Consider the following 19612-nt stretch of genomic DNA (forward strand, 5'->3'; position numbering starts at 1 on the left):
CGCCAGCGCTGCGGCGTACCGCCTGTCGGGTGATGTGCTCCGGTCGCAGGGGTGCGTGGGGGCGCGCGAGACTGGCCACGTGCGTGCCGTCCCCTCACCCACCGCGCCCCTCGCGCTGTCGATGTGCGCGCTCGCCGGGGTGGCCGGGCACATCGGCCCGGCCGGGACCTGGCTGCCGCCGGTGCGCCGGGCGCTGTTCCCGGCCCTGGACGGGCGCGGCCACCCCCGGCACATCGCGCTCACCTTCGACGACGGCCCGGACGGGCGCAGCACGCCGTACTTCCTGGACGCCCTGGACCGGCTGGCGGTGCGCGCCACCTTCTTCGTGCTCGGCCGCGCCCTGCTGGACGCGCCCGGGACCGGCCGGGAACTGGTCGCCCGAGGTCACGAGGTCGCCGTACACGGCTGGGACCACCGCCACCCGTTGTGGCCCACCACGCCGCCGCGCGATCTGCGGGAAATACGGCGCACCGTCGCGGCCGTCAGCGCCGTCTGCGGGGTCCGGCCGCGGTGGTACCGGCCGCCGTACGGCGTGCTCACCGGCGGCCGGTGGGCCGCGGCGCACCGGATGGGGCTGCGCCCGGTGCTGTGGTCCGCGTGGGGGCGGGAGTGGGTGCCGGGTGCCACGGCGCGTGGCGTCGCCGACCGCGTGGGCCGGGGGCTGCGCGGTGGCGGCACGGTACTGCTGCACGACACCGACCGGACGTCCGGGGGTGACTCCTGGCGCGTCGCCCTGCGAGCGCTCCCGGACCTGGTGGAATGCTGCCGTCAACAGGGCTTCACGGTCGGTCCGCTACGTGAGCACGGCATCACCGTGGAGGGCGCCCGCCCCGGCGGGCAGGAGCAAACGGGACCCTTGTGCTGACTCATGTGTTGGCCATACTCGCCGCCTGCGCCAATGCGGTCTCGTCGGTGCTCCAGCGCAAGGCCAACCTGGGCCTGCCCGCCGAGGACAGCCTGAGCCTGCGGCTGATCCAGGCGCTGTTCGGCCGCCCGGTGTGGTACCTCGGGGTGCTCGGTGTCACGGCGGGCTTCCTGCTCCAGGCCGCCGCGCTGTCGGTGGGCGAACTGTCGGTGGTGGAGCCGATCCTGGTCTTCGAGCTGCCGCTGACGCTGATCCTCGCCTCCTGGGTGTTCCGCGCCCCGCTGCACCGGCGTGAATGGTCCTCGGTCGCGGGGATGACCGTGGGGCTGGCGGTGATGCTGTTCTGCCTGGCGCCGTCCGGGGGCAACGCGCAGTCGGTGGACTGGGTCGTGTGGCTGGTCGGCGTGGGGGTGAACGTGGCGGTGGTGGCGGCCGCGGTGCTGTGGGGGCGTACCGGGAAGGTCGCGGAGCGGCCGGAGCTCGGCGGGCGGCGGGCGGTGTGCTTCGGGGTGGCGGCGGGCTGCCAGTTCGGGCTGACCGCCGCGTTGATGAAGGGGGCGGTCGCACAGGGCGGCCGGGGCGTCGCCGCCGTCTGCACGTCCTGGCAGCTGTACGCCATGGTCGTCTCCGGCATCGCCGGGATGTTCTTCCTCCAGTCGGCGATGCACGCCGGAAGGCTGCTCGCCGCGCAGCCCGGGCTGACGCTCTCCGACCCGCTGGTCTCCGTGCTGTGGGGTGTGGTCGCCTTCCACGAAGAGGTGCGACAGGGCTGGTGGTTGCTGCCCGCGATCGCCGGTGCCGCCGCCATCACCATCTGCGTTGCCGTACTGGCCCGTTCACCGCTGCTCGGCGACGAGGAGCGGCTTCCGCCGCGCGCTCGACGCTCGGCCGTCCGGCGCTGAGGTGTTTCGGGGTAGATCCAGTATCCCTGGCCGGGGCCCGTGTTGTCACCGTGCTCGGGGACGATCTTCGCGGCGGTGCGCGCGTCTACCGTTACCCGGGACAGCACCCAACTGCCCCTTGGAGCAAGGACAGTGACGCACGACCTCGCCGTACTCGCGGCGGAACTGATCAGCATGGCGGAGGCCGACCACCACAGCGCCCCCCGCGCCAACAGCCCGGACCCCGTTGACCAGTTGGCCTGGCGGCGGCTTACCGCGCGGCACGGTGACCGGCTGGGCGAGATCATGGACGAGTACGGTTGGCCGACGGCCGCACTCGTCGGCGAGGAAGCGGCCCGCGCCGCATGGCTGATCGCCCAGCACGCCGACCGGCAACTCGATGTGCAGCGGCGCGCGCTGCGGCTGATGGAACAGGTGGTGGCCGAAGGCACGGCCGGCCGCCGGGAGCTTGCCTTCCTGCGCGACCGTGTGCTGGTGAACGACGGGCGCGAGCAGATCTACGGCACACAGATCGCCGGGATCAAGGACGGCTCGCCCGTCCCGTGGCCCTGCCGGGACCCCGAGCGGATGGATGCGCTGCGGGCCGAAGTGGGCATCGAGCCGTTCGCGGAGTACGTCGCCAAGTTCCCCGCGGCCTGAGCCCGGGCCGCCCCGACAAAGCCGCAAAAGCGGCGAACGGTAGAATATGGGGCAACGTGCGGGGACCCCCCGACGTCCAGCGTTTCGCGCCCGCGGCCGTGGCGGAGGCCGACATGAAACGGCACAACATCTCGTACCGGGGGCGGGACCGGACCGTACCGCACACCGCTGCGCCGGGCAACGTCAGGTCCACCCTCGCCCTGAACGGCATGGGCAGCTTCCAGTGGGATCCGCAGGCCGACACCCTCGCCCTGGACGCCGGTGGGCTCGCCGTGATGGGACTGCGGGCCGGTGAGTACGACGGCCGGGCCCGCAGCCTCGGGCGCCGGATCGTCTCCGACGACCTGCCGGGCCTGCAGGCACTCATCGCGCGGGCGCTGGCGTCCCGGCCCAGCTACGGCGCCTACTTCCGGGTGCGCCACCCCGACGGCACCGTCCGCTGGACGCACATCCAGGGGCGGGTGCTGCGCGATGCCACCGGGCAGGTCCGGCGGGTGGTGGGCATCGTGCGCGACGCGAGCGACGAGCTCCAGCACTTCGCGGAGCAGACAGCCCTCAGGGTCGACCGGCAGCGGCAGACCGATGTCGTCCAGGGACTCACCTACGCGCTGTCCCAGGCACTCAGTGTCGAGGACGTCACCACGGCCGTGACCAGCGAGGAGACCCGAAAACGCATCGGCGCCACGTCCATCGCCCTGGGCCTGGTCGAACAGGGCCACACCCGGGTGGTCGGTGCCGCCGGGCTGCCCGACGCGCTGGTTAGGGACCTGTCGGTCTCCCGGGTGACCGCCGCGATGCCCTTCGCCGAGGCGGTCCGCACCGCCACTCCGCGCTTCCTCAGCCGACACGAGCTGCGCGACCGCTACCCCAGGATGTGGCCGTATCTGAAGGCGACCGCCTTCACCAGGGCCGCCATACTGCCACTGGTCGCGCAGGCACAACCGGTCGGCGCCCTGGCGATCGCCTTCCAGGACCGCCCGGGGTTCACCTCCGGCGAACGCAACCTGCTGCTCGCCCTGGGATCCACCATCGCCCAGTCCCTCCAGCGCTCGGTGCTCTACGACCACGAACACGAACTGGCCGTCGGCCTGCAGCACGCCATGCTGCCGTCCCGCATCCCCGACTGCCTGGGTGCCCGGATCGCCGTACGGTACCGGCCCGCGCAGAGCGGCCGGGAGATCGGCGGCGACTGGTACGACGTCATCTCGCTCTTTCCGCACCGGATCGGCATCGTGGTCGGCGATGTCGAAGGTCATGACGTGCACGCGGCCGGGATCATGGGTCAGTTGCGGATCGCCCTGCGCGCCTACGCCACCGAAGGGCACCCGCCGTCCACCGTGATCAGCCGCGCCTCGGCGTTCCTGCACGACCTGGACACCGAGCGCTTCGCCACCTGCATCTACGCGGACCTCGATCCGACCACGGGCTGGGCCAGCATCGTACGGGCCGGACATCTGGGGCCGCTCATCAGACGCGCGGACGGCGGCTGCAGCCGCCCGGTCGTTCCCGGCGGACCGCCGCTCGGCCTGCTCGACAAGGCGGACGCCTCCCCGTACCCGGCCGTGCAGCTCCAACTGTCCGCCTCCGACGCGTTGTTGATGTGCACCGACGGCCTGGTGGAGTTCCACGGCATGGATCTGGACCAGGGCCTCGACCAGCTCGAAACCGTGATGATCGGCGGGCCCACGGCACTGGAGGAACTGGCCGACCACATCATCGGCGCCATCGAGGCCCGCCACGAGCTGCTGGACGACGCGGCCCTGCTGCTCGCCACGATCGGTTGAGGCCCGGCGCGGCAGCCCCGGGCCCCAACCCAGCCCTCACATCACGGAGTTGCCAGCAGGTCCGAGGTCCCCGAGGTCTGGGAGCGGGCGCTGGGCATTTCCTGTTGCGCTATGCGCTGGGTGTCCACGGTCTGGCTGCGCCGCTGGGCGGCGGGGGCGGGCCTGCCGCAGAACACCGGTTCCAGGGCGCGCCGTTCGGCGGCGAAGACATCGGAGTTGTTGGAGGCGTTCGCGGAGACGGTGACCTGTCGCGAGCCGTCCTTGGTGCTGTAGGTGTAGGTCTGGTAGCCCTCGATGATGCCGTCGTGGCCGATGACCCTGGTGCCGCAGGACAGGTCGTACTGGCGAAGCCCGAGGCCGTACTGGGAGGTCGGCGTCACCGTCTGCCAGGTCTCCATCTCGGCCAGTTGCGCGCGCGGCAGCAGGCGTCCGGTGGTCAGCGCGTGCAGGAAGCGGTTGAGGTCCGAGGTGCTGGAGATGAGGGCACCGGCGGTCCAGATCCACGAAGCGGTCTGGTTGGTCGCGTCGAACAGCGGCTTGGAGCGGTCGTCGTCGGTGAGGTAGCCGATGGCGTGCGGCCCGTCGATGGTGGTGCGCGGCACCACGAACTCGGTGTGGGTCAGCTTCAGCGGTGCCAGGATGCGCTGCTTGAGCACCGTCGGGTACGGCTTGCCGGTGATGTGCTCGACCAGCATGCCCAGCACCACGAAGTTGGTGTTGGAGTAGCTGTACTGGCTGCCCGGCTTGAACTGCTGACCGTGCTTGAGGGCGTCCGCGATCAGGTCCTGCGGCCGGTAGGTCCGGTAGCGGAACTTCTGGTATCCGGTGACGGTGTCACCGGTCAGCAGGTCGTTGGTGTAGTCGTACAGACCGCTGGTGTGGTTCAGCAGCTGCCGCACGGTGATGGTGGAGTTGGCGGGCAGTACGCCGTGCGGCAGGTAGTGGGTGGCCGCGGTGTTGAGGTCGACCTTGTGCTGTGCGACCAGTTGCAGGACCAGTACCGAGGTGAAGGTCTTGGTGACACTGCCGACGCGGAAGTCTCCGCTGGGGTTGACCGGGGTGCGGGTGGCGATGTCGCCGGTGCCCACGCTGACCGTGCCGGAGTGTCCGCTGGTGTCGTCCACCCGGGCGAAGACACCCGGTGCCCCCGCGGTGATGACACCCTGCAGTGCCTGCTTCAGCGCCGCCATGTCGGGGGCCGGGCTGGACTGCTGGGCGCTGGGCGCGGCGGGCCGGTCGGGAGCGGCGCTGGCCGGGACCGCGGTGGCCAGCATCGAGCCCAGCGTTCCCACGACGACGGCGCCGGTCATGGCGCGTCTGGTGGAACGGGCTAGGAATCGAGTCATGAAGTCTTCGATGTCCTTTTCTGATCGTGCACCGCCCACCTCGTCGACGGCCCACGGTCGATCCGACGGCTGGCGGTCGATCGTGCGGTGATGTCAACGGGCAGGCGGTGGAACGGCGGTGGAGCCCCGGCGTACTCATGCTGCCCGGATATATGTGCGCGTACGGGTACACACGGAGCCGACGATGGTTCTACCACAGTGCCCAACCGCCGCCAATGCCACCGCGGGTGCGGCCGTGAAGCCGCCCTCCGTCAGCTCACGGTCAGCGTGAGCGGGCCCGCCAGTGGCGTGTAGCCGTCGTTGTACAGGTACCAGACGCCGTAGCTGCCCGGTCCGGGCAGAGCGCTGGTGTCGAAGGTCAGGCTGCCGCTGCCGTTCGGTGCGTACTGCCAGCTCAGCGAGTTCTTCTGGCCGGGTGTCACACCTTGCGGGTAGATGCCGATCCAGTTGGTCGAGCTGGTGGTCGACGGGGGCGTCGCGTACTGGAAGGTGACGCTCGCCCCGTTCGCGACGCTCGGGGTGCCGGTGGTCAGGGTGCTGGTCGGGGCCGGGGCGGAGTCGGGCGCGAAGGCGTCGTTCAGCGGTGCCGCGTAGGTGTCGTTGGCGGTGATGCCGGGCAGCCCCAGCGCGGCCTCGATGGTGCGGGCGGTGCTGTAGTGGTCGTAGCGGGAGGCGCTGGTGGTGCCCGCCGGGACGGTGCCCTGGGAGCCGTCCACGATCGCGGCGACGTGGTTGTCCGGGTCGCTGCTGTCCTCGTCCCAGGTGACGATGAGCAGTGACTTCTGCGTGGTCCAGGCGGGGGACTGGGTGATCGGCGCCAGTGTCTGCCGCAGCCAGCCGTCCTGGGTCTTCAGGCTGGTGGCGTTGCCGTTGCCGGAGGCTTCGCCGTCGTAGTAGTCGTCGGCCGCGATCCACGAGAAGTTCGGCGTGCTGGCCGCGCTCTGCAGATCGGTGGTCAGCTGGCTGGTGTCGAACAGGTGGGCCGCGCAGCGGCTCTGGTTGCCGCTGATGTCCGTGTAGTTGATGAACGGTGCGTCATCCGGCTGGTAGTACGAGTCGTGTGCGGTGGTGGTGTTGCAGGGGGTGCCCATGCCCTGCTCGTACGCTTTCCAGGACTTGCCCGCGGCGTCGAGTTCGTCGCCCAGGTTGGCCTTGGGATCGTTGATGTTGGGCCAGTAGGTCGCGCCCTTGGCGTACGTGTCGCCGCCCGCGACGGCCAGGTAGTTCTCGTCGCTGGGGTGGTAGACCGCGTGGTAGTCGTTCATGGTCGCGCCCTGCGCCATCAGGCTGTGCAGGAACGGGGTGTCCGTCGGATCGCCCATCACGGCGGAGTAGTCGGTGTTCTCCATCATGACCATGAAGACATGGTCGTAGCCGGGCACCTTGGACGCCGGGGGAGTGAGCGAGGCGGCGCTGACCGGGGTGGACAGTGTCAGCGACAGGTTGTCCAGATAGCCGGACTCGCCGGATGACTGCAGGAACCGCACCTCGACCAGTAGCGAGCGGCTGCCCGCCGGAACCGCGCCGGTGCTGCTGCGGGCCAGGAAGGAAGTGGTGTTGGAGCGGTCGGCGGCCGAGACGGTGGGCAGGTCGACGGTGGGCCCGAGTTGCTGACCCGAGCCGTCCTGGAAGCGCAGCGAGACCTGTACGTACCCCGCGTAGTTCGTCCAACCGCCAAGCCAGCCGGACAGGTTGTAGCTGACCCCGCCTGCGTCGATCGCGCTCGCCGCCGAGGACACGTCGACCGTCTGCCGCATCGCGCCGTCGCCCTGGTTGCCCGGGGCGAAGAAGGCACTGCCCGGCGCGGGGCTGGCGGGGTGGCCGAAGCCGCCCGCCGAGTAGCAGATGACGTCCGGGCTGCCGGACTCCACCGTCCAGCCCGGGATGGTGGTCGCCGCCGTCCAGTCCGTGGTGCAGTACCCGGCTTCCGCGTCCCCGTTCACGATCAGGTTGCCGCTGCCGCTGCCGCTGCCGCTGCCGCTGCCGCTGGCCGCGTTCGCGGGCACCACCGCCACCAGGAGCGCACCCATCAGGGTCAGGAAGCCGCCGAGCGCTCGCCACAGAAGTCTCATGTCCGGTACCTCGCCCGTGGGGATCAACAATACCGCCGATGAACGGGACATTGGTAACGTCCCCGGCTGTCGGCACCGGTAACACCGGGCCAATTGATCATGTACGGGACAAGGCTGCGACAGGGGTGCGCTGCGGCGCGCCCGCTGTGTTCAGGCAGCGCCTCGCCACCTGGGCGCGGATCCGCGGCTGACCACGAGTCGCACCGCGCCGTCGAACTCCGGCTGAGTACGCAGGTGTCCATGGCGCTCGTCCCAGGCGCCGGAGGCCAGGTCGGCGGCGAGCGCCGAGACCGCAGGCTCCTCGACGCCCGGTTCGAGGAAGCTCCAACCCGACTGCGCCCGGCGCACCGCCGGGTCGAGCAGCGCTTCCGGGCGTGCGTAGAAGGCTTCGCTGAACCCGTCCACGCAGTCGATCGGGATCGGCACCGGACGCACTTCGGTGTCCGGGCCGAGAGCGGCGGTGATGGTGCCGATGGCGGGGTAACGGCGGGCTTCGACCGCCCGCAGTTCCGGCACGTAGTCCATCAGCCACAGCCGCCCCAACGCCTCGGGGTCGAAGGTGAGCACCACGACCGGACCGCGTGCCACCCGGCGCATCTCCCGCAGTCCTGCGGCGGCGTCGGGCCACTGGTGGACGGTGAGCAGGGCCATGGCGGCGTCCACCGAGCCGTCGTCGAAGGGCAGCGCCGCAGCGAAGCCGTGGATGGCGGGCGCGAGACGGGCCGGGCGCTGCGCCCGCATCTCGGCAGACGGTTCGACGGGCAGTACGTGGCGGTCGGACGGCTCATACGATCCGGCGCCCGCACCGACGTTGACGACGGTACGGGCGTCGCCGAGGGCTGCATGGACCAGTGCGGCGATCCGCGGGTCGGCGCGACGGACCCGGGCGTAGCCCTCGCCGATCCGGCCGTAGTCGGCGTCGCCCTTGAGCGTGGTCATCGTCACGTCCTCCCGGAATGAGGCTTCCCCGTGGTGCCAACGACCGCCTGGCTGCGCGGTTGGAGGCCACCCGGATCCAAAGGTACATCCGCCGACCTATACGGCGGTCGCGGCCCTTGTGGCTGAGGGAGGCGCTGTTGTGGCGGTCATGTCCTTCCTCTTGCGGCAGCCAACTCGCCAGTGCTTCAGGCAACTTGACGGTGTTGCGCGACGCGCGGCGGACAACAGGGGCGTGGTGGGACGCTCGGCGCGGGTCGCGGGCGTGGTTCAGAAGGGAAGGGAGCGTAGCCGCACCGGTCCGGTCGGCCAGGGCGCGTCGGCGCGAAGTGGCGTCCACATGGTGCGCAGCGGCATGATCACGGGGCCTCTGGGCTGCTCGACCCGTACCTGTTCCGGCAGCGTTCGCCACCCGAGCCGCTCATACAGGGCGACGAGCGGTGGTCGGCAGAAGAGCAACCCGTGCCGCGGCCCCATGGTGCGCGCGTGTTCCAGGGCGGCTGTCACCACCAGCCGGGCCAGCCCCCGTCCGCGCCACTCGGGCGCGACGGCAACTCCGCCGAAGCCCACCACGTCGGTGGTGTGGTCACCGACCGAGATCGGCGCCTTCAACAGTCCGGTGTGCGCCAGCAGGCGGCCGTGCCGCCGGATGCCGAAGTGCACTTCCTTCGGCAGCCACGTCAGACCGGTCGACGCCACGCCGAACGGATCGCTGTCGTCGCCGAATATCTCGCGCAACTCCGCCTCGCCGTACCGCTGGAGACGCGCCACGACAAGTGGGGTGGTGGATGGGTCCATGGTCATCTGCCCATGGTGCCTCGTGGGCTACTCGCCCGCTCGCCACTCCGGCGCGAGTACCGACCAGACCTCGATGTCCTGCCGCTCGCCCCGGTACAGGAAGCTCTCCCGCAGCACGCCGTCCCTCGTCATACCGAGGCGCCTGGCCACGGCGATGCTGGCCTCGTTCGCCGCCGAGGCGCGCCACTCCACACGGTGGATGCCCAACTGCGTGATGGCCCAGTCGATGATCACGCGCGCGGCCCGGGTGACCAGACCCTTACCCACCGCTGACGGTTCCAGCCAGCAGCCCGCCTCGGCGGTGCCCTGCCCGACGTCCATCGTCCGGAAGAGGACCCCGCCGACCAGTCGGCCGTCCGTCCAAATGCCGTAGATCCGCCCGGCGTTGGCCGCCGACTTCTCCTCGTACGCGGTGAGGTAGGCCCGGCTGGACTCCAGATCCGTGACCTTGTCCGGCAGTCCGATATAGCGCCCGATGAACTGCCGCCCCCGGTCGATGTTGGCCAGCAGTTCGCCCGCATGCCGCGGTTCGAGCGGGCGCAGCTCAGCGCCGTCGTCGCCCAGGGATATCGGGTGCATCGTTGCCTTCCGCGCTCAGAACCAGTGCACAAAGATCTTCGCACGGGTGCGCGACACGGTACAAAAGTCGCCCGCCGCCCCACTCAGGCCGACGCCTGGCACACGCCCCGCGACGCGGCAGGAAGCCGCCGGAGGGTGGCGCGCAGGGGAGTGGCTAGCTGCAGGAGCAGGCCGACCTGTGGGGTCGCCTGGGTTGGTGTGATGTCGAGGTGGAAGTGTTGGGCCAAGGTGGCCAGTACGAGCGCCGCCTCCACCAACGCGAACCGGGCGCCCAGACAGGTGCGTTGGCCGCCGCCGAAGGGAAACCACGCGTGATCGGGAACCACGTCCGGGGCATCGGGCTCCCAGCGCTCGGGCCGGAACGCCGTGGGGTCGGGGAACCAGCGGGGATCGCGGTGCGTCGTCCACTGGCTGCACCACACCGTCGTGCCGACCGGGACGGGTGTGCCGCCGAGCGTGGCGCCGTCCCGGGCCACCGCGGGGATCAGCCAGGACGGGGGGTACAGCCGCAGCGCCTCCTTGATGATCTGCTGGGTCCAGGTCAGCCGTTCGTAGTCGTCGATGGTGGGCGCCCGGCCGCCGAGCACCCGGTGCAGTTCGTCATGCAGCCGGGCGCGGACGCTGGGCGAGGACGCCAGCAGGTACCAGGTCCAGGTCAGCGTCGTGGAGGTGGTCTCGTGGCCCGCCGCCCACAGCGTGACCGCCTCATCGCGCACCTCCTTCGCCGACAGTGGTCGGCCCTGGTCGTCCCGGGCGGCCAGCAGCCTGCCCAGCAGGTCGTCACCGGCCTCGGAGCCGCTGGCTCGCCGCTCACTGATCAGACGGTGCAACTCGGCGTCCACGGTGGCGACGGCGGTGAGCAGCCGCCGCCGGTTCCGGGTGCGTACCCAGGCGGGCAGGAACAAACTGATGCCCCGCACCTCGGCCCCGACCACCTCCTGCGCCACGCCCATCGCGTCACCGAGGGCACGGGACTGATCGCCCAGGTCGTTGCCGAACAGGGTGCGCAGCACGATGCGTTGGGTGATCAGCGCCATCTCCGCACGTACGTCAATGCGTTCGCCGTCCCGCCAGCGATCGCTCGCCGCCCGTGCGCAGTCGACCATGGTCGCCGCGTACCCGCGTACCTGGCGGGGGCGGACGGTCGGCTGCACTAGCGCGCGTTTGCGGCGCCAGTCGGCACCCTCACTGAGGATCACGCTCTCCCCGGTCACCTGGCGGAACGCCCAGCCGATCTGCAGGATGCCGAAGCCGCGCTCCACCGCCCCCAGCAACTCGGCGATGTGCTGCGGGTGGGAGATGAACAGGCTCCGCCTCGGCCCTAACGACCACGTCACCGCATCGCCGAACTCGTCCCGCAGCCGTGCCAGGAAGCCCAGCGGATCCCTGCCGAACGCGGGGAGGTTGCCGACCAGCGGGAGCCCCCGTGGCCCTGGGGTGGGCACGAGCGGAACTGCGGTCACGGGCATGGCACGTCCTCTCCTCGCGAAAGCCGGATCGTTGTGAAAGTGGCGTCGTTCGTCGACCGAGCCGTTCATGGGGAACCATCTGTTGGTTACCCATCTCCCACCGACGTAAGGAGTTCGTACGGGTGATCCTGGCGCGCCCTGTCAGTTCCGGTCGCGGCCACAGCTGACCGTCGCGTTTGCGCCACGCGGAGGAAGCCGTGCGTGTTTCGCCCGTCCGGCTCGCGGTGGCGGTCCGCGAGCGGGACCAGGCGGTGGATCCGCTCCCTTGCGTTGTCCAAGACGCGGATCATCGCGCGGCCGGTGATGGTGTGCGCCTCCTGGCGCGTTCGTCGCACCGTGCGGTACTGCGACCGCGCTACCCAGCCCGCCGCATCTGGGCGGAACGGACCCGCGCCCGTGCCGTAGGCGTGCGCCGCCGCCTCGGCCTGCCTTCGGCGATGGCGCGTGGATTCGGGTTGGATGGTTCAACTGCCGTGCGCCTATGCCTACTTGCGTGCCAGCCGCCACAAGGAACTGACGGAGCGTCATGTAATCGGGCGGTGGCACAGGGCGGCGCACGGCGGTCCGTGAACTCTTCGCGCCTTGTGAGCGGTACGGCCGCACTGCCGTACTGCCTACAGCCCACCGGGACCACCGGCGGGCCGGAACCGCAGTGGAGAGGAAGGCCTATGACCGCACGACCGCGGCACCGCCGCACCGCGCCCCCACGGCTCCTGCCGTCGCTGCGCACCGCCCTGACCGTCGGCAGCTTCGGCATCGTCCTGCCGCTCCTCGGCCCCGGCACCAGCGACGCGGCCTCCGGCACCACCTGGGACCGGGTGGCCGGATGTGAAAGCGGCGGCGACTGGAGCATCAACACCGGCAACGGCAACTACGGTGGGCTGCAGTTCACCCAGCAGACCTGGGCGGCGTTCGGCGGAACCGCGTACGCGCCGCGGGCCGATCTGGCCAGCAGGGCGGAGCAGATCACCGTGGCCGAGGCGGTGCTCGCCCAGCAGGGGCCGGGCGCCTGGCCGGTCTGCTCGGTACGGGCACACCTCACGCGTGACGATGGCCGCCGAGAGCCGATGGTGCGCCCCAGCGGCCCCCGGCACGCCGCCCCCAAGGCCCGTTCGCGCGGCGGAACGGCCCCGCGCCCCGAGGCCGCCCCTACCACCTCGTACACCGTGCGCGAGGGCGACACCCTCTCCGGCGTCGCGGCGCAGACCGCCGTCCCCGGCGGTTGGCAGCGGCTGTACGAGGCCAACCGGAACGTCATCGGCGCGGACCCTGATGTGATCTACCCGGGACAGCGGCTCACCCTGCCCCCGGCGCACTGAGCGCTCCGCTGGGAGTGCGGCCAGGTGCCGTCGGTCGTCTGCGGCACCAACGTGGCTGGTCGCGCGGTTCCCCGCGCCGCTTCATGGCGCTACCGAACCGCAGCCTCGGGTGCGGCGCGGACCACTGCTGTCCTGGCCGTGGGACGCGCCGCACCGGCACAAAAGCGGAAGCCGCCGCCCGCGGGGTGCCGGATCTATGGTGTGACCATGGATGAGGAACGCGCCAACCGGCTGGTGGCGGCGCTGCGTGCCCGGGGTGTGATGGCGCACCTGGCCGAGGTGGGTGTCTACGAGTTCGGAATCCGGGTCGTCCTCGACGAGGGCATCGAGGCGCTGTGGGACACCGACGGCGCGGCGGGCCTGGACGCCGAGGTCGTCAGCGACGGCGTGCTCGTCGGCTTCGTGCCGCACATCCCCGGATCGGCGAACTTCACCGAACAGCAACTCGTGGACGCCATCGCGCGGACCGACTACTCCACCGAGGGCCTCCACCCGCCCGCGGACGCCCAGGACCCGCCCCAGCCGCCCCCGGCCACCGCGCCCACCAAGCCACCACTGGCCCGGCGGCACAAGACGCACTGGTGGCGCCACTGAGCCGCACGCTGGGTCACCACTTGATTGCCGTTTCAACCCGGCCCTATGCCGGGCCAGGGGGTGACGGCATACTGCGGGACCATGACCTTGTTGGCTGAAATCATCACCCTCGAACGGCTGGAAGAACTCCTCTGCGACGAATCCATCGACACCGTGCACCGCGCCCTGTGGCTGTTGCTCTGGGAAGGCGAACTGCCGGTCGTGGACCTGTTGTCGCTCGATGTCTGCGATGTCCGTCTTGACCAGGCGGGGGCGGGCACCGTGCTGGGGAAGGGCGAGCAGGAGATGGCGTTGAGCGAGCGCGCGGCCCGGTTGGTGGGCGAGTTGGCGGGGGAGCGGGAGACAGGGCCGCTGTTCGCCGTCGACGGCCGGGCGTTGACCTGGGAGCAGGCGATGCTGGCCGCGCAGCAGCAGGGCCATGGCATCCACGCCTTCCGTACGGGTGGCAAACGGCAGCGGCAGTCGGAGTAGACAGCCGCAACAGACCAACACGGCGGCCGCTTGCGGCCGTTGCCGCCCAGGGCGAGTGGGCAGTGACCAAGCCCACGGCCCCCAGGCGCTGCCGCCCTTGTACCGAAGCCACTACAGTCGGCGCCGTGGACTTCCGTACCGACATACTGGGCGAGCCCTACCAAGCCGTCGACCTGCCGTTGACCCCCGATGACGAGGGCGAGGTCATGGCGACCCTCGTCCGCCGCCGGGCCCAGCCCGCGGGCACACGGCGGGCCGTGCTCTATGTCCACGGATACACCGACTACTTCTTCCAGACCCATCTCGCGGACTTCTACGTCGACCGCGGCTTCGACTTCTACGCCCTCGACCTGCGCAAGTACGGCCGTTCACTGCGCCCCCACCATTCGCCGAACTTCGTCCGCGACCTCGACACCTACGCCGAGGAACTGGACGAGGCCGTCCGCATCATCCGAGACGTCGACGGCCATGACACCCTGCTCGTCAACGGGCACTCCACCGGCGGGCTGGTCAGCGCGCTGTACGCGGACCGGCGGGTGGGACGGGGGACCATCGACGGACTGTTCCTGAACAGCCCGTTCCTGTCGATGCCCGCCTCCTACGCGGTACGCACCCTCGGCGCTCCCCTCCTGGACGTGCTCGGCCGGTTCGCGGCCACCCGCAAGCTGCCGACGCCGCTCAACCCGCACTACGTGCACAGCCTGCACCGCGACTTCCGGGGCAGTTGGGACTTCGACCTCAAGCTCAAACCCGCCGAGGGCTTCCCGCTGTACCCCGGCTGGCTGGCCGCGATCCAACAGGGGCAGCGCCGGGTGCGCCGGGGGCTGCGGGTCGACTGCCCGGTCCTGGTGATGGCGTCCACCGCCAGCACCACCACGCTCAAGTGGGACGACGCGCTGCACCACACCGACGGCGTGCTGCGCGCCGACGACATCGCCGCGCTCGCCCCCCGGCTGGGCCGGCATGTGGCCACCGTACGCATCAAGGGCGGTGTGCACGATCTGGTGCTCTCCGGAACCGAGGCGCGCGAGCAATTCTTCGCAGAACTGGACCGCTGGCTGACCACGTATCTGTGACGGTTCTGCCGCACGGGCCACCGCTTCCTCGTGATCCGGCGAAGTCTAGGCTGGTCACACCGGGGGCACGACCAGCCCCCTGTGGCCATCCGAGGGGAACGAGGAACACCAGTGGACCAAGGCAGGGCACCCGCCGTGCGCATCGAAGGGTTGTGGAAGCAGTTCGGCCAGCAGGTGGCGGTCGCCGGGGTCGATCTGGAACTGCCCGCCGGGCAGTTCATCGGGCTCGTCGGGCCGAACGGGGCGGGCAAGACCACTACCTTGTCGATGGTCACCGGACTGCTGCGCCCGGACTCGGGGCGGGTGGAGATCGGCGGCCACGACGTGTGGAGCGACCCGGTCGCCGTCAAGTCGCGGATCGGTGTGCTGCCCGAGGGACTGCGGCTGTTCGAGCGGCTGTCGGGGCGCGAACTGCTGGAGTACACAGGGCGGTTGCGGGGCCTGCCCGGCGACGAGGTGGACCGGCGGGCCACCCAACTCCTCGACGTGCTCGACCTCGCGGTCGCGCAGCACAAGCTGGTGGTCGACTACTCCACCGGTATGCGCAAGAAGATAGGCCTGGCGGCGGCGCTGCTGCACAACCCCGAAGTCCTCTTCCTCGACGAGCCGTTCGAGGGCGTGGACCCGGTCTCGGCGCAGACCATTCGCGGAGTGCTGGAGCGCTACACCGCCTCCGGTGCGACCGTTGTCTTCTCCAGCCATGTGATGGAGTTGGTGGAGTCCCTGTGCTCCTGGGTGGCGGTGATGGCCGCGGGCCGCATCCGGGCGCAGGGTCCGCTCGCCGAGGTACGGGGCGCGGCCGCGAGCCTGCAGGCCGCGTTCCTGGAACTCGTCGGTGCCCAGCGCACCGCCTCCGGTGACAACCTGGACTGGCTGGGCGGCGGGGCCCGATGAACAGTACGTCCCAGAAGCAGGTGGCGCGCCCCGGTGCCGCGTCGCTGACCCCGGTCTTCGTCCGGCTGAAGCTCTCGCTGCTGCGCAACGGGCTACGGCAGTCCTCCGGCCGCAAGGCCGTCTACATCACATCGATCGTCCTCGTCGCACTCTTCACCGCGCTCCAACTGCTCGGTCTGACAGCGCTGCGCGGCACCGCGCACCTCGCCGCGCTGACCACCCTCCTCGCGGTGGTACTCGCGCTGGGCTGGGCGGTCGTGCCGCTGTTCTTCGCCAGCGGCGACGAGACCCTCGACCCGACCCGGCTGGTGATGCTTCCGCTGCGGCCCGTCCCGTTGGTGACGGCGCTGCTGACCGCGTCCCTGATCGGCGTCGGACCGGCGTTCACCTTCGCCATCATCGTCGGTTCGGTGATCGCCACGGCACACGGCGCGGCGGCCGCGGTCGTCGGGGTGTTCGCCGTGGTGCTGACGCTCCTTGTCTGTCTGGCGCTGGCCCGGGCGGTGGCGACCGCCAACGTGCGCCTGCTGACCAGCCGCAGGGGCCGCGACCTCGCGGTGCTCAGCGGCCTGATCATCGGCGTCGGCATGCAGTTCGTGAGCCTCGGCGTACGGAAACTCGGTGCCGCCGGGGGACTGCACGCCCTGGTGCCGGTCGCCGACGTCCTGCGCTGGGTGCCGCCGGGTTCGGCGATGGACGCGGTACGGGCGGCGGGCGACGGGTCGTACGGCGCGGCGGTGGCCGAACTCGCCCTGAGCGCAGGGGCGTTGGCGCTGCTGCTGTGGTGGTGGCAGCGGTCGCTGACCCGGCTGATGACCGCCCCGGACTCCTCAACCCTGCAGGCCGCCACTCAGCCGGACAAGGCGCGTGCGGGCCGCTCGGGCCTCGCGGGCGCGTTGCCCGCGGGCCGTACCGGCGCGGTGATGCTGCGGTCACTGCGTTACATCTGGCGGGACCCGAAGACGAAGACCGCGTGGATGTCCTCACTGACCCTCGGCGTGCTGGTGCCGATGCTCAACGCGGCGCAGGGCCACGGCTCCCTGTACTTCGCCTTCTTCGCCCCCGCACTGCTCGGCATGCAGATGTACAACCAGTTCGGCCAGGACACCTCCGCCTTCTGGATGGTCCTGCAGACCATCGCCTCGCCTCGGGACGCCTACGTCGAACTGCGCGCCCGCGCCTACGCGTTGTCGCTCATCGCGGTCCCGTACGTGCTGATCGCCGTCACCGGCGTGGCCGCGGTCACCGGTGCGTGGCGGTCGCTGCCGGAGGTGTTGGGCATGTCCTTCGCCATGCTCGGCGCACTCCTCGGTACGGGCGCCATGACTTCGGCGCTGTTCCCGTACTCGATCCCGCAGGGCAGCGGCTTCAAGAACGTCGCACCAAGCCAGGTCGGAATCGCCTGGCTCTCCCTCTTCGGCGGCCTGATCGCCGGTGCCGTGATCTGTTCGCCGTTGATCGCCCTGACGATCTGGCTGCATGTCTCCGGCGAGTTCGGCCAGATGTGGATCCTGCTACCGCTCGGCGCGGTCTACGGCTTGGGCGCGGCCTGGGCTGGCCTGCGGCTCGCCGGTCCCCGGGTCGTCGCACGGCTGCCGGAGATCCTGCTGGCGGTCAGCAAGGGCTGACCCGCACGGTGGGACGGCGCCCGGTGCGGTCACCACACCGGGCGCCGTCGCGTACGGCGGTCAACGGCTCAGGTCCCGAAGCGGTGCTCGGCCCGGCCCGGTCAGAGGTGTCCGCTGACGAACTCGGCCACCTGCGAACCGAGTTGCTGCCCCGAGCGGTTGTCGATGCTGGTGTGCTGACCGGCCCAGATACGGCTGAGCGCGGCATCGCTGGCGGCGGCCGGGACGCTGTCGAAGGTCCGGGTGGTGCCCTTCGCGGTCAGCGCGAGATGGTGCTGTGCGCCGAAGAACCCGGTGAGCACCGACTGCGCCACCTGACTGAGCGCGGCGTGCGCGCCCGGGAAGGACGGGTCAGGCGCGGTCGGCAGCAGCGGCGTCCAGCCGGGGTCGCCCATCACGCGCGGGTTGTAGTGCGTGCCGCCCAGCCGGATGGCGGTGACCGGGCGCCAGACCCGGTAGTGGTACTTGGCGTCGTACAGCGCGATCACGGTGTCGGCCAGCGACAGGTCGAGGGTGGCGAAGGCTTTCACCGTCTTTTCCAGGCTGGTGTTCTGGGCGGTCGCCAGGTCCTGTGCGGCCTGGTTCCAGAGGTTCCAGATGGGCGCCGCCGCCCAGAACCTTCCGGACGCGGTCTGGTCGGGGGTGCGGGTGGCGCTGGTGTCCTGGCCCAGTTTCTCGACCTCGTTCAGCGCTGCCGCGTACGCGGCACTGCTGACCGGCGGTGGCGCGGCGGGCCGGAACTGGCTCGCGCTGGTCAACACGAACGGCTTGACCGAGCCCCAGTTGGTGTACACCGGTGCGGGCGAGCCCGGCGTCGGCCGGTACGCGCCCGGCCCGGCCCCGGGGACGAAGCGTGGGGGTACGGCCGAGGAGCCGTCGTGGGAGCGCAGTGCGATCAGCCGACGGGCGACCGCGGCGCCGACCCGGATGCCGTTCCGCTTGGCGCCGCCGCCGGGTATCGCGGCCAGCTGGCCGGTCAGCCGCTGGTCGACCCGGGCCCGCATGGCCGGGTAGAGGGCGACCAGCACGTCGTGTGCCGCCTGGTCCGCCGCCGCGTCCGCGCGGGCGCCACGCGGCGCGGCCACCGAGAACAGATAGGAGGGGTCCGCCCGGGTGATGGCCACCACCGCGTCGTACTCGGCGGCCTGCAGGATCGCGAAGCTGCGCGTCGGGTGGACGGTGGCCGGTTGGGCCTTCGGATCGCTCAGGATCGAGATGAGCTCACGGTTCCACTCCACCACCGACGTGCCTGATCCAGCGGCGGCTGGCCGGTTGACGGCCGGGTGCGCGACGGTGGCGGCGCTGGTCCCGTAGGCCGGTGCGGTGAGTCCGGCGGCCAACGCGGTTCCGGTCAGTACGGCGAGTGTCTTGCCTATTCCGCCCATGTCCTGTGGCTTCCTTTCGCTGACGACGGATTCTGGAAAACCGTCGGCCATAGCCCCTTGTCGAAAGCTCGACGGGCAGGGTGTAACAGGCACCCGTCTGCCGGACTGTTGAACTCGGTCGGCCGTCCGCCAAAGGCGGTGCCGCTCACCGATACGGCCGGTGGCCAGATACACACTGCGGGCACCCTCGGCACCCCGCAACTCCGGCCGCACGACCCGAGTGGCCCATCCCCGATCGGCGCAATGGCGAGCCGCGAATCCTACATCCCGGGGATTGGCCCGGCATGTCGGTGTACATGGCGCAGCGCCGGGCACCGAACATGCGAATCTCGTTCTGTCACGCCTCTTTTCAGCAGCCCACCCGCCACCCGAAAGGCGTAACCGACAGTGGATTTGGCGATGTCCGTGGAAGACCGGGAGAAGTTCCTCGCCGACATGCATGTGGGGGTGCTCGGAGTGCACGATCCACGCGGTGTGCGGGCACCACTGCTGGTGCCGGTCTGGTACGGGTACGAGCCCGGCGGCGAGGTACTGGTGCAGACGGGACGGGAGTCGGTGAAAGCCCGACTGGTCCGCGAGTCGGGACGGTTCAGCCTGTGCGCACAAAAGGAATCCGCCCCCTACCAGTACGTCAGCGTGGAAGGCCCGGTCGTGGCCGTTGACGATCCGGTGCCACCGGCCCAGCGCGAAGCGCTGGCGCACCGCTATCTGGACCCGGAGACCGCCTCGGCGTATCTGAAGGCCAACGAACGCCAACTCAGTGACGACATCCTCTTCCATATGCGCCCGCAGCGCTGGCGCACCGCCGACTTCTCCGCATTCGCCGCGGAATTCAACTAGCAAGGGCGAGGGGCA

18 protein-coding genes are annotated in these 19612 nt (G+C 70.7%); 11 read left to right on the forward strand and 7 right to left on the reverse strand.

What is annotated here, in order from left to right; translation table 11 throughout:
- Positions 1–79: 79 nt before the first annotated feature.
- The 4 genes from NON19_RS11070 to NON19_RS11085 all read left to right on the forward strand — a co-directional run bounded on the left by NON19_RS11070 (position 80) and on the right by NON19_RS11085 (position 4190).
- A complete protein-coding gene (locus tag NON19_RS11070) occupies positions 80–865 on the forward strand; it encodes a polysaccharide deacetylase family protein (RefSeq protein WP_372514089.1) in 786 nt (261 codons plus the stop codon).
- Between the two features lie 5 nt (positions 866–870).
- On the forward strand, positions 871–1767 hold the full coding sequence (locus tag NON19_RS11075) for a DMT family transporter (RefSeq protein WP_255926843.1): 897 nt from the start codon (positions 871–873) through the stop codon (positions 1765–1767).
- Positions 1768–1899: 132 nt separating this feature from the next.
- Positions 1900–2406 carry a DUF6624 domain-containing protein gene (locus NON19_RS11080; RefSeq protein ID WP_255926845.1) on the forward strand — a complete coding sequence of 169 codons (507 nt, stop codon included), beginning with the start codon at positions 1900–1902 and terminating at the stop codon, positions 2404–2406.
- A gap of 113 nt (positions 2407–2519) precedes the next feature.
- Entirely contained in the window at positions 2520–4190 is a 1671-nt protein-coding gene (locus NON19_RS11085) for a SpoIIE family protein phosphatase (protein ID WP_255926847.1), read from the forward strand.
- Between the two features lie 41 nt (positions 4191–4231).
- Here NON19_RS11085 and NON19_RS11090 read toward each other — a convergent pair whose 3' ends face one another.
- The 6 genes from NON19_RS11090 to NON19_RS11115 form a co-directional block, all read right to left on the reverse strand.
- On the reverse strand, positions 4232–5536 hold the full coding sequence (locus NON19_RS11090; protein WP_255926849.1) for a serine hydrolase domain-containing protein: 1305 nt from the start codon (positions 5534–5536) through the stop codon (positions 4232–4234).
- A gap of 251 nt (positions 5537–5787) precedes the next feature.
- Positions 5788–7608, reverse strand: coding sequence for an alkaline phosphatase family protein (locus tag NON19_RS11095; RefSeq protein ID WP_255926851.1), 1821 nt, complete (start codon positions 7606–7608; stop codon positions 5788–5790).
- A 150-nt stretch (positions 7609–7758) separates the two neighbouring features.
- Positions 7759–8547 (reverse strand): class I SAM-dependent methyltransferase, encoded by a 789-nt coding sequence (locus NON19_RS11100; RefSeq protein WP_255926853.1) that lies wholly within the window; start codon positions 8545–8547, stop codon positions 7759–7761.
- Positions 8548–8814: 267 nt separating this feature from the next.
- The gene (locus NON19_RS11105; RefSeq protein WP_255926855.1) at positions 8815–9348 is read right to left on the reverse strand and encodes a GNAT family N-acetyltransferase; all 534 of its coding nucleotides are present in this window, start codon (positions 9346–9348) and stop codon (positions 8815–8817) included.
- Positions 9349–9369: 21 nt separating this feature from the next.
- A complete protein-coding gene (locus tag NON19_RS11110; protein ID WP_255926857.1) occupies positions 9370–9921 on the reverse strand; it encodes a GNAT family N-acetyltransferase in 552 nt (183 codons plus the stop codon).
- 83 nt (positions 9922–10004) lie between these two features.
- Entirely contained in the window at positions 10005–11390 is a 1386-nt protein-coding gene (locus NON19_RS11115; RefSeq protein WP_255926859.1) for a cytochrome P450, read from the reverse strand.
- A 668-nt stretch (positions 11391–12058) separates the two neighbouring features.
- Between NON19_RS11115 and NON19_RS33145 the strand changes: the two genes are divergently transcribed.
- The 6 genes from NON19_RS33145 (at position 12059) to NON19_RS11150 (ending at position 17372) form a co-directional block, all read left to right on the forward strand.
- The gene (locus tag NON19_RS33145) at positions 12059–12709 is read left to right on the forward strand and encodes a LysM peptidoglycan-binding domain-containing protein (protein ID WP_303653585.1); all 651 of its coding nucleotides are present in this window, start codon (positions 12059–12061) and stop codon (positions 12707–12709) included.
- 207 nt (positions 12710–12916) lie between these two features.
- Positions 12917–13303: a hypothetical protein gene (locus NON19_RS11130; protein WP_255926861.1), complete on the forward strand. Its 387-nt coding sequence runs from the start codon at positions 12917–12919 to the stop codon at positions 13301–13303.
- Positions 13304–13384: 81 nt separating this feature from the next.
- Positions 13385–13774: a hypothetical protein gene (locus tag NON19_RS11135; protein ID WP_255926863.1), complete on the forward strand. Its 390-nt coding sequence runs from the start codon at positions 13385–13387 to the stop codon at positions 13772–13774.
- A 125-nt stretch (positions 13775–13899) separates the two neighbouring features.
- The gene (locus NON19_RS11140; RefSeq protein ID WP_255926865.1) at positions 13900–14850 is read left to right on the forward strand and encodes an alpha/beta hydrolase; all 951 of its coding nucleotides are present in this window, start codon (positions 13900–13902) and stop codon (positions 14848–14850) included.
- 111 nt (positions 14851–14961) lie between these two features.
- Complete coding sequence (locus tag NON19_RS11145; RefSeq protein ID WP_255926867.1) at positions 14962–15744, forward strand: ABC transporter ATP-binding protein; 783 nt, start codon at positions 14962–14964, stop codon at positions 15742–15744.
- On the forward strand, positions 15741–17372 hold the full coding sequence (locus NON19_RS11150; protein WP_255926869.1) for a transporter: 1632 nt from the start codon (positions 15741–15743) through the stop codon (positions 17370–17372). The genes NON19_RS11145 and NON19_RS11150 overlap by 4 nt, the downstream gene beginning before the upstream one ends.
- A 101-nt stretch (positions 17373–17473) precedes the next feature.
- Here the strand turns inward: NON19_RS11150 and NON19_RS11155 are convergent, their stop codons facing one another.
- The gene (locus NON19_RS11155) at positions 17474–18757 is read right to left on the reverse strand and encodes a vanadium-dependent haloperoxidase (protein ID WP_255926871.1); all 1284 of its coding nucleotides are present in this window, start codon (positions 18755–18757) and stop codon (positions 17474–17476) included.
- A gap of 399 nt (positions 18758–19156) precedes the next feature.
- Here NON19_RS11155 and NON19_RS11160 point away from each other — a divergent pair, with 399 nt between their 5' ends.
- A complete protein-coding gene (locus NON19_RS11160; protein ID WP_255926873.1) occupies positions 19157–19597 on the forward strand; it encodes a pyridoxamine 5'-phosphate oxidase family protein in 441 nt (146 codons plus the stop codon).
- The last annotated feature ends 15 nt before the right edge of the window (positions 19598–19612 follow it).

Source organism: Streptantibioticus rubrisoli (assembly GCF_024436055.1).
In the GTDB taxonomy this organism is placed as follows: domain Bacteria; phylum Actinomycetota; class Actinomycetes; order Streptomycetales; family Streptomycetaceae; genus Streptantibioticus_A; species Streptantibioticus_A rubrisoli.

Bases quoted from the DNA above. Each gene is read 5' to 3' on its own strand.
- NON19_RS11155 (WP_255926871.1), bottom strand. From the start codon at position 18,757: ATGGGCGGAATAGGCAAGACACTCGCCGTACTGACCGGAACCGCGTTG.
- NON19_RS33145 (WP_303653585.1), top strand. From the start codon at position 12,059: ATGACCGCACGACCGCGGCACCGCCGCACCGCGCCCCCACGGCTCCTG.
- NON19_RS11090 (WP_255926849.1), bottom strand. From the start codon at position 5,536: ATGACTCGATTCCTAGCCCGTTCCACCAGACGCGCCATGACCGGCGCC.
- NON19_RS11105 (WP_255926855.1), bottom strand. From the start codon at position 9,348: ATGACCATGGACCCATCCACCACCCCACTTGTCGTGGCGCGTCTCCAG.
- NON19_RS11100 (WP_255926853.1), bottom strand. From the start codon at position 8,547: ATGACCACGCTCAAGGGCGACGCCGACTACGGCCGGATCGGCGAGGGC.
- NON19_RS11110 (WP_255926857.1), bottom strand. From the start codon at position 9,921: ATGCACCCGATATCCCTGGGCGACGACGGCGCTGAGCTGCGCCCGCTC.
- NON19_RS11135 (WP_255926863.1), top strand. From the start codon at position 13,385: ATGACCTTGTTGGCTGAAATCATCACCCTCGAACGGCTGGAAGAACTC.
- NON19_RS11150 (WP_255926869.1), top strand. From the start codon at position 15,741: ATGAACAGTACGTCCCAGAAGCAGGTGGCGCGCCCCGGTGCCGCGTCG.
- NON19_RS11085 (WP_255926847.1), top strand. From the start codon at position 2,520: ATGAAACGGCACAACATCTCGTACCGGGGGCGGGACCGGACCGTACCG.
- NON19_RS11115 (WP_255926859.1), bottom strand. From the start codon at position 11,390: ATGCCCGTGACCGCAGTTCCGCTCGTGCCCACCCCAGGGCCACGGGGG.
- NON19_RS11095 (WP_255926851.1), bottom strand. From the start codon at position 7,608: ATGAGACTTCTGTGGCGAGCGCTCGGCGGCTTCCTGACCCTGATGGGT.
- NON19_RS11160 (WP_255926873.1), top strand. From the start codon at position 19,157: ATGTCCGTGGAAGACCGGGAGAAGTTCCTCGCCGACATGCATGTGGGG.
- NON19_RS11130 (WP_255926861.1), top strand. From the start codon at position 12,917: ATGGATGAGGAACGCGCCAACCGGCTGGTGGCGGCGCTGCGTGCCCGG.